At 39.4% G+C, this 7,147-nt stretch carries 9 protein-coding genes; 6 read left to right on the forward strand and 3 right to left on the reverse strand.

The features are described 5' to 3' along the window. Nucleotides 1-96 precede the first annotated feature (96 nt). On the forward strand, nucleotides 97-738 hold the full coding sequence (locus B4237_RS01885) for a hypothetical protein (RefSeq protein ID WP_278596314.1): 642 nt from the start codon (nucleotides 97-99) through the stop codon (nucleotides 736-738). An 18-nt stretch (nucleotides 739-756) separates the two neighbouring features. Beyond that, the gene (locus tag B4237_RS01890) at nucleotides 757-2,364 is read left to right on the forward strand and encodes a hypothetical protein (RefSeq protein WP_278596315.1); all 1,608 of its coding nucleotides are present in this window, start codon (nucleotides 757-759) and stop codon (nucleotides 2,362-2,364) included. Nucleotides 2,365-2,491: 127 nt separating this feature from the next. Here B4237_RS01890 and B4237_RS01895 read toward each other — a convergent pair whose 3' ends face one another. The 3 genes from B4237_RS01895 to orn all read right to left on the reverse strand — a co-directional run bounded on the left by B4237_RS01895 (nucleotide 2,492) and on the right by orn (nucleotide 4,863). Then, nucleotides 2,492-3,295 carry an enoyl-ACP reductase FabI gene (locus B4237_RS01895; protein WP_004881643.1) on the reverse strand — a complete coding sequence of 268 codons (804 nt, stop codon included), beginning with the start codon at nucleotides 3,293-3,295 and terminating at the stop codon, nucleotides 2,492-2,494. A 137-nt stretch (nucleotides 3,296-3,432) separates the two neighbouring features. Next, on the reverse strand, nucleotides 3,433-4,167 hold the full coding sequence (locus tag B4237_RS01900; RefSeq protein ID WP_278596316.1) for a Bax inhibitor-1/YccA family protein: 735 nt from the start codon (nucleotides 4,165-4,167) through the stop codon (nucleotides 3,433-3,435). Between the two features lie 132 nt (nucleotides 4,168-4,299). Then, on the reverse strand, nucleotides 4,300-4,863 hold the full coding sequence (gene orn, locus B4237_RS01905) for an oligoribonuclease (protein WP_026094170.1): 564 nt from the start codon (nucleotides 4,861-4,863) through the stop codon (nucleotides 4,300-4,302). Between the two features lie 124 nt (nucleotides 4,864-4,987). Here orn and rsgA point away from each other — a divergent pair, with 124 nt between their 5' ends. From rsgA to B4237_RS01925, 4 genes are all read left to right on the forward strand, one after another. Continuing rightward, complete coding sequence (gene rsgA / locus B4237_RS01910) at nucleotides 4,988-6,046, forward strand: ribosome small subunit-dependent GTPase A (RefSeq protein ID WP_278596317.1); 1,059 nt, start codon at nucleotides 4,988-4,990, stop codon at nucleotides 6,044-6,046. 94 nt (nucleotides 6,047-6,140) lie between these two features. Then, entirely contained in the window at nucleotides 6,141-6,557 is a 417-nt protein-coding gene (locus B4237_RS01915; protein ID WP_004881636.1) for a rhodanese-like domain-containing protein, read from the forward strand. 11 nt (nucleotides 6,558-6,568) lie between these two features. Further along, entirely contained in the window at nucleotides 6,569-6,829 is a 261-nt protein-coding gene (gene grxC, locus B4237_RS01920; RefSeq protein ID WP_004774456.1) for a glutaredoxin 3, read from the forward strand. 27 nt (nucleotides 6,830-6,856) lie between these two features. Continuing rightward, a partial coding sequence (locus B4237_RS01925) for a protein-export chaperone SecB (RefSeq protein WP_286941057.1) occupies nucleotides 6,857-7,147 on the forward strand: 291 nt, incomplete at its 3' end.

Below are 7,147 nucleotides of genomic sequence, written 5' to 3' on the forward strand. Positions count from 1 at the left end.
AAGTTATAATATTTTTTAGTTATATGATGGATGCAATCCACAACTCTCATTGGCCATTCAAATTTAAAATTACTGATTAAAATAAGGGGGATAAATATGTGGGGCAAAGTATTAGCTGGTGTAGCTGTTGGTGTTGGTGCTGTTGCTGCTGCACCATTTACTGGTGGTGGGTCGTTATTAGGAGGAGCATCCTTGATCGCCTCACTCTCAGGTGCAGGAACTATCGCAGCCGCAGTAGGGGCCGGTACTGTAGGGGGAGTTGTTGGTGCAGCTGTAGCTGACAGTGATGAAAAGAAAATGAAGCTGGCAAAAGATGAAGGAAGAGCTGAGGGGCTGGCTGAAAATAATGTGCAGATAGAAAAGCTTTCTAACAAGCTTTCTCAAGCACTTGAGAAACTCAAGTCTCATGATGAGCATTTCAAGGCTATTATTGCCATGGAAGCTGTTGGGGTCTCTTGCGCGGCGTGCGATGGTGACTTCTCTGATAAAGAGCGAGAAGAAATTGGTGAGTTTGTCAAAGGAATGATTGCTCAGAGCATTCCAAAAGATGTAAAAGAAAAAATCCAAGATATTTATGACAATCCACCTACTGTTAAAGAAGCATTCTTGCTGGCAAAAGACTCTGGTATGTCTTTAGATGTCTATGAAGATTTAATTAGGTTTGTCATGGAAATAGATGGCATAAAGCCAGAAGAAGAGGCGTTTGTTAAGGTCTGGAATCAGCTTAAAGCGGCATAAGCCATGGGGTAATAAATAATGAGTAGCAGAATTGATCGTTTCAAAAAAAGGAAAGAAATAATAAAGAAAAATCAGTCTCTGCCGTTCGTTCGTGGCGTTACTGATCAAGAACTTGTCGACAATCTTCTTCGCCAAGGCATAGATAGTGATCGTGTGACAAGCCTTGATTATTCAACTAATCTTAACGTTTCCGTAGAGGTAAATGCCGCGGAGGTCGAGACTTTGCTTTCTGAACTTAGAGCCTCATTCCACAAGGACAGATTGGAACAGCTCGTAGATGAAACAAAGCGCGGCGTCATATCATCAATTGCAGGCCCATTTGGACTTGGAAAAATAATAAGTGCTTATGACAAAGCGGGCGGAAATGTAACAACAATAAACAACGCAAATAATGGTGTTTATGCTAAAGACGAGGACTGTTATAGAAGAGAAGACTATACGCATAGCAAAAATAGTGAAGGAAAGCAGTTTGCTAATGCCAGAAAAAACAGCTCAGGCGCTATCTATACTCGTTCTCAAATGGATGAGAATAATATGGTGGAAGATGCTTATACTGGGAAAATGGCAAAAGCAGATACTACCAGTCCAGATCATATAGAATCGTTATCTCAACACCATAAAAATGGCGGCTTTATGCAAACGTCAGCACAAAAAGCTGACTTTGCGACGGATGAAGATAACCTTGCACTAACAGATCGTTCAATAAATCAATCAATGAGGGATTTTGATAAAGAAGAGTGGATGTCAAAGAAGAGTGAATCTAGAATTGAAAATAAAGAGCGATTTAATATAGATGAGCAGAAACTAAAGGAGAAGATCCAGCAAGGCAAAGAAACTTCGGCGAAACATTTGCCAAATAATATAGATAAAGCAAAATATTATCTTAAAAACTCAGCAACCACAGGCGTAAACGAAGGCGCAAAAATGGGTGCACAACAAGCTTTTGGTTATCTTTTGATAGAGTTTTTTTCAGGTGCAATTGTTGAAATAAAAGATGCATACAATAACGGGCTTGAAGGCGATAGTTTATATAAGGACATCAAGATTCGTTTGATTCGCATTGGCCGAAACATTACAGATAAATGGAAAGGAGTGATAAAAAGTTTCTCAGCTGGCTTTATATCAGGCTTTATATCAAACCTGATTACAACGCTCTTAAATATGTTTGTAACTACAGCTAAGCGCTTTGTTAGGATGATCAGAGAAGGGGTATTTTCCCTTTTAAAAGCGTTGAAGCTCATTCTTTTCCCTTCACCTGATATGAGTTTTTCCGAGACAATGCATGAGGCTATGAAGCTAATTGCAGCTGGAGGAATTGTTGTTGCTGGTGTAGCACTTGAAGAAATCATTGAAAAACTTATTCTAGGCGTGCCATTCCTAGTGCCACTTGCTCCTGTTGTAACAGCGGTAATTGTTGGATCGCTAACCGCTATTACAATATCTTTGATCGCTTATTTAATAGATAAAATGGATATTCTTGGAGTTATAAAAGCTCAGGAAACAAGATTCATATTGGATAATTTTAATAAAGATATCGATAAAAAATTACAACGATGTGAAAGTATTTCCCAAGAAATAGATAAACTTCTTAGTCCAAACTCACCCTTATTGATGCAAAGCATTTGACAAGATTTTACGGTGAAATTTTCCTAAAGTCGCTTTTAAAACGTAATAGAGATGTTATTTCACCTCCATCATCCCAAAACAAAGCCGCTATAAAAGCGGCTTTATTATATGCTTTTGAATAAACGAATTATTCATCATCCATCATTGACTGGCTCATACCGACAGTATTGAAACCACCATCAACATACATAATTTCACCTGTAATACCTGAAGCCCACGGCGAGCAAAGGAACAATGCAGCATTGCCCACTTCTTCAATCGTCACATTACGTTTTAGTGGCGCAATTTTTTCATTGGCATCTAACATTTTACGGAAAGATTTAATCCCAGATGCTGCCAAAGTACGGATTGGGCCAGCAGAAATTGCATTTACGCGAATACCGTCTACACCCAAGCTAGAAGCTAAATAACGCACGCCCGCTTCTAAAGATGCTTTTGCCATGCCCATCACGTTGTAGTTTGGCATCACACGCTCAGAACCTTGATACGTCAACGTCAATAAACAACCCTGACGTGCTTGTAATAAAGGTTTTGCAGCACGCGCCATTGCAACAAAGCTATATGCGCTAATGTCATGCGCGATTTTAAAACCGTCACGATCTGTCACGTCTGTGAAGTCACCATCTAATGTATGTGCTGGTGCGAAACCAATTGAATGCACAACACCATCTAAACCATCCCAATGTTTCGACAATTCAGCAAATGCACCATCAATTTCTGCATCAACAGCAACATCACAAGGGAAAACTAAAGTTGAACCAAACTGTGCTGCAAAATCATCAACACGTTTTTTCAACTTTTCATTTGGATAAGTAAACGCAAGCTCCGCACCTTCGCGGTGTAATGCAGCAGCAATACCGTAAGCAATTGATAATTTACTTGCAATGCCAGCAATTAAAAAACGTTTACCAGCTAAAAGTCCTTGTGACATCTTATTCTCACTCGAAAAATTTTCACCACATCATGCCAATATTCCAGCAATTTCGGAATTGCATAATCCATCTTTTTTACAATCTTGCATAAAAAAATCGCCTTCAGATGAAGACGATTTTATTTTTAAGCAAAAGCTTAGTCATCACCTTGGATCAGACTCAACAAGCGCATGAATGAGTAATACATCCAAACTAAAGTTGCGAGTAATGCGATACCACATAACCATTCAAATGATTTTGGTGCACGTTGTGCAGCAGCACTTTCAATCAAATCAAAGTCTAAGATCAGATTTAATGAAGCGATTACCGCAACAAAAGCAGCAAAGCCGATACCCAACCAGTTACTTTCAAAAATGTAAGGAATAGTTGAGCCAAAAGCTAAACGTAAAATAATTTGCACCACAAACACCAAAGCAATCGCCAATGTCGCAGAGATCACAATCGATTTAAATTTCTCTGTCGCACGAATCACTTGGAATTTATATAAACCAAATAACACCAATGTCGTAATAAAAGTTGCCAGTAATGCTTGTAATGGCACACCAGGAAACTTCAATTGGAAAATAAAGGAAATGCCACCTAAAAATGCACCTTCAAATAAAGCATAAGGAATCGCTAAAGCAGGTGCAGTATTTGATTTAAAAGTGGTAATTAAAGCCAGAACAAAACCACCGATTGCGCCAACGATTGCAGCGGCATATGCAATAGAAAGATTTGCAGTCATCGCACAATAGAAAAATAATGCGATGCCTAGACCTGCAGCAATCACGGTTAAAAGGACGGATTTTTGAATCGCCCCTTGGATCGTCATTGGTTCAGCTAAATCACTATAGGTTTCTACCCGAGTTAAAATTGGATTATTACTTTGCATGTATGCTCTCTTTTTATATTTCGCAATAAAACGCTGAGTTTAAGCGATTTTTTAATCAAGCCCAATATTTTTTTACATTCAATAAAAAAGGAGCATCCGCTCCTTTAATTATCAAACAATTAACTTGCTCGATTAGTTTTTGTCGTGATTCATAATAAAGAAATATTCACGATAATATTTTAACTCTGCAATCGAATCACGAATATCATCCATCGCCAAATGCGAGGCATTTTTCTTCAGACCACTCATAATTTCTGGTCTCCAGCGTTTTGCTAACTCTTTTACAGAAGACACATCTAAATTACGGTAATGGAAAAATTGTTCCAACTCAGGCATTAAACGATGCAAGAAACGGCGATCTTGGCAAATCGAGTTACCACACATTGGTGATGATTTTGGATTGACCCATTTTTTTAAGAACTCAAGCGTTTGCTGCTCTGCATCTTGTGCAGATAACTTACTACGGCGTACACGCTCAATCAGACCAGATTGACCATGTTGCTTGGTATTCCACTCATCCATTGCATTTAGAATCAAATCCGATTGATGAACAGCAAGAACAGGACCTTCAGCTAAAATATTAAGATTGTCATCTGTAATAATTGTTGCAATTTCAATAATCTTGTCATTATCGGTATCAAGACCTGTCATTTCTAGGTCGATCCAAATTAATCGTGTATCTGGGGTGCTGCTCATAAATGGCGATTCTAAAGTGCTTAAAAACATCAATAGTAGCAAATTAATTACATCTTGGCTGTAATTCTATAGCGGCTTCGTGCTATTTTTGCGGTCTTCAAAGTGTGGATTTTTTGGGATATGAATGGCTTTAATTCGTAAGCGTCGTTTAACCGAACAGCAGCAACGTCGTATTGAAAAACAGCATAAATCGCGTCAAGACGACATTGATACATCGCAGGATTTGGATGGACTGGTTGTTCAACATTATGGTCGTCAACTCGAAGTACAAGCTTTATCTGTGCCTGAACAGCACCCCGAAAAACCACAAGTTGCTGATGGTGAACCAGAACCGTTCTGGAAACCGATTGAATTAGATAGTGTTTGGCGCTGTCACACCCGTACTAACTTAGAATTATTGGTGACTGGCGATCGAGTAAAATGGCAAGCTGATCCGAATACAGGTCTGGGTATCATTACCGCGATCTATCCACGAAAGTCATTGCTGACTCGTCCAGACCGTTATCATAAAGTTAAACCAGTTGCCGCAAACATCAGTCTGATCGTGATTGTATTCGCGCCTTTACCAGAACCTGCACCGACATTGATTGATCGCTATCTCGTTGCATGTGCTGACGCAAATATTCCAGCCCTACTGGTGTTGAATAAATCAGACTTGCTCACTGAAAATGACGCGATTCTAACCTTACTCAGTGAATATGAAGCATTGGGTTATGAAACTTTGGTTTGTCATTCACGCGGTGATTTGTCTGCGCTTGCAGCACGCTTGGATAATGAAACCGTTGCGTTCGTTGGGCAGTCAGGTGTAGGCAAAAGCTCGCTGATCAATACCATCGTTCCTGATGCAGCGCAGAAAACCAATGTCATTTCAGAGAACTCTGCACTTGGGCAACATACTACGACTTCAACACGTTTGATTAAATTTGGAACAAACGGTGCATTGATCGATTCACCCGGAATCCGTGAGTTTGGGCTCTGGCATCTCAGTTTAGAGAAAGTCCGTACAGGCTTTCCTGAGATTGAAGCACATCTTGGACTATGTCAGTACCGTAACTGCACCCATACGCATGAAAAAAATTGTGCGTTGAAACAAGCGGTTGATGCTGGTGAAATTTTACCGCGTCGTTTAGACAGTTATTTACGTCTTATTGATGAAATTCAAGAAGCTCAACAAAAAAGTTAACTTTCTTGATGCTTCACCCTTGAACTAACATTTTTGATCACCATTGAGATAAGTTATACTCAGGATCAATTTTGATTTTAACTTTAGGTGACTTGTGGAACGCTGGTTAGAGTTTATGGGGAATCACCCCTTCTTATTTGGTACGCTTGCCGTATTAATCGTGTTGTTCTTTATTTTAGAAGGGCAACGCAATGGTCGTAAAATCTCGCCGCAATCTCTAGGTATTTTGGTCAAAGCAAAAAATGCAATGTTGATCGATCTACGTGATGGAAAAGATTTCCGTGATGGTCACATCAGTGGCAGCCGCAACATTCCATACAGCCAAATCACAAGTCATATTGATGAATTAAAAGCAAGTGATCGTCCATTGGTCTTTATTTGTAACTTAGGGCAAGTTGCTGGTTCAGCATTGCAGAAAGTCGGTCATAGCGATAGTTATCGTTTAGACGGCGGCATCAGCAACTGGAAAGCACAAGGCTTACCCCTCGTTAAAAGCAAAGCAAAAGCTTAAGGAGCAATAAGATGACAACTCCAAACGTCACAATTTATTCAACACTGTCTTGCCCATACTGTGTACGTGCAAAACAATTACTTGAGCGTAAAGGCGTTGCTTTTAAAGAAATCAATCTTTCAAATGAAGCGCCAGAAGTTCGTATTGAGTTAATGCAACGTACCAATCACCGTACAGTGCCTCAAATTTTTATTAAAGATCAATTTATCGGTGGTTTCGATCAACTTTATGCTTTAGAGCGTGAAGGTAAACTCGACCAATTATTAGCTTAACAACACTCCAAGATTTAAGGAAAAACAATGAGCGAAGAACAAGTTCAACCACAACTCGCGTTAGAACGTATTTATACTAAAGACATTTCTTTTGAAGTTCCGGGTGCACAAGTATTTACTAAGCAATGGCAACCAGAACTCAATATCAATTTATCTTCTGCGGCGGAAAAAATTGATCCAACACACTATGAAGTGTCTTTAAAAGTTGTGGTTCAAGCAAATAACGAAAATGAAACTGCGTTCATCGTTGATGTAACTCAATCAGGTATCTTCTTGGTTGATGGCTTTGAAGAAGACCGTCTTCCGTACATCTTAGGT

This window comes from Acinetobacter sp. UBA6526 (assembly GCF_002434875.1).
GTDB lineage: Bacteria > Pseudomonadota > Gammaproteobacteria > Pseudomonadales > Moraxellaceae > Acinetobacter > Acinetobacter venetianus.

Bases quoted from the DNA above. Each gene is read 5' to 3' on its own strand.
- B4237_RS01895 (WP_004881643.1), bottom strand. From the start codon at position 3,295: ATGTCACAAGGACTTTTAGCTGGTAAACGTTTTTTAATTGCTGGCATT.
- B4237_RS01890 (WP_278596315.1), top strand. From the start codon at position 757: ATGAGTAGCAGAATTGATCGTTTCAAAAAAAGGAAAGAAATAATAAAG.
- B4237_RS01900 (WP_278596316.1), bottom strand. From the start codon at position 4,167: ATGCAAAGTAATAATCCAATTTTAACTCGGGTAGAAACCTATAGTGAT.
- orn (WP_026094170.1), bottom strand. From the start codon at position 4,863: ATGAGCAGCACCCCAGATACACGATTAATTTGGATCGACCTAGAAATG.
- grxC (WP_004774456.1), top strand. From the start codon at position 6,569: ATGACAACTCCAAACGTCACAATTTATTCAACACTGTCTTGCCCATAC.
- B4237_RS01885 (WP_278596314.1), top strand. From the start codon at position 97: ATGTGGGGCAAAGTATTAGCTGGTGTAGCTGTTGGTGTTGGTGCTGTT.
- rsgA (WP_278596317.1), top strand. From the start codon at position 4,988: ATGGCTTTAATTCGTAAGCGTCGTTTAACCGAACAGCAGCAACGTCGT.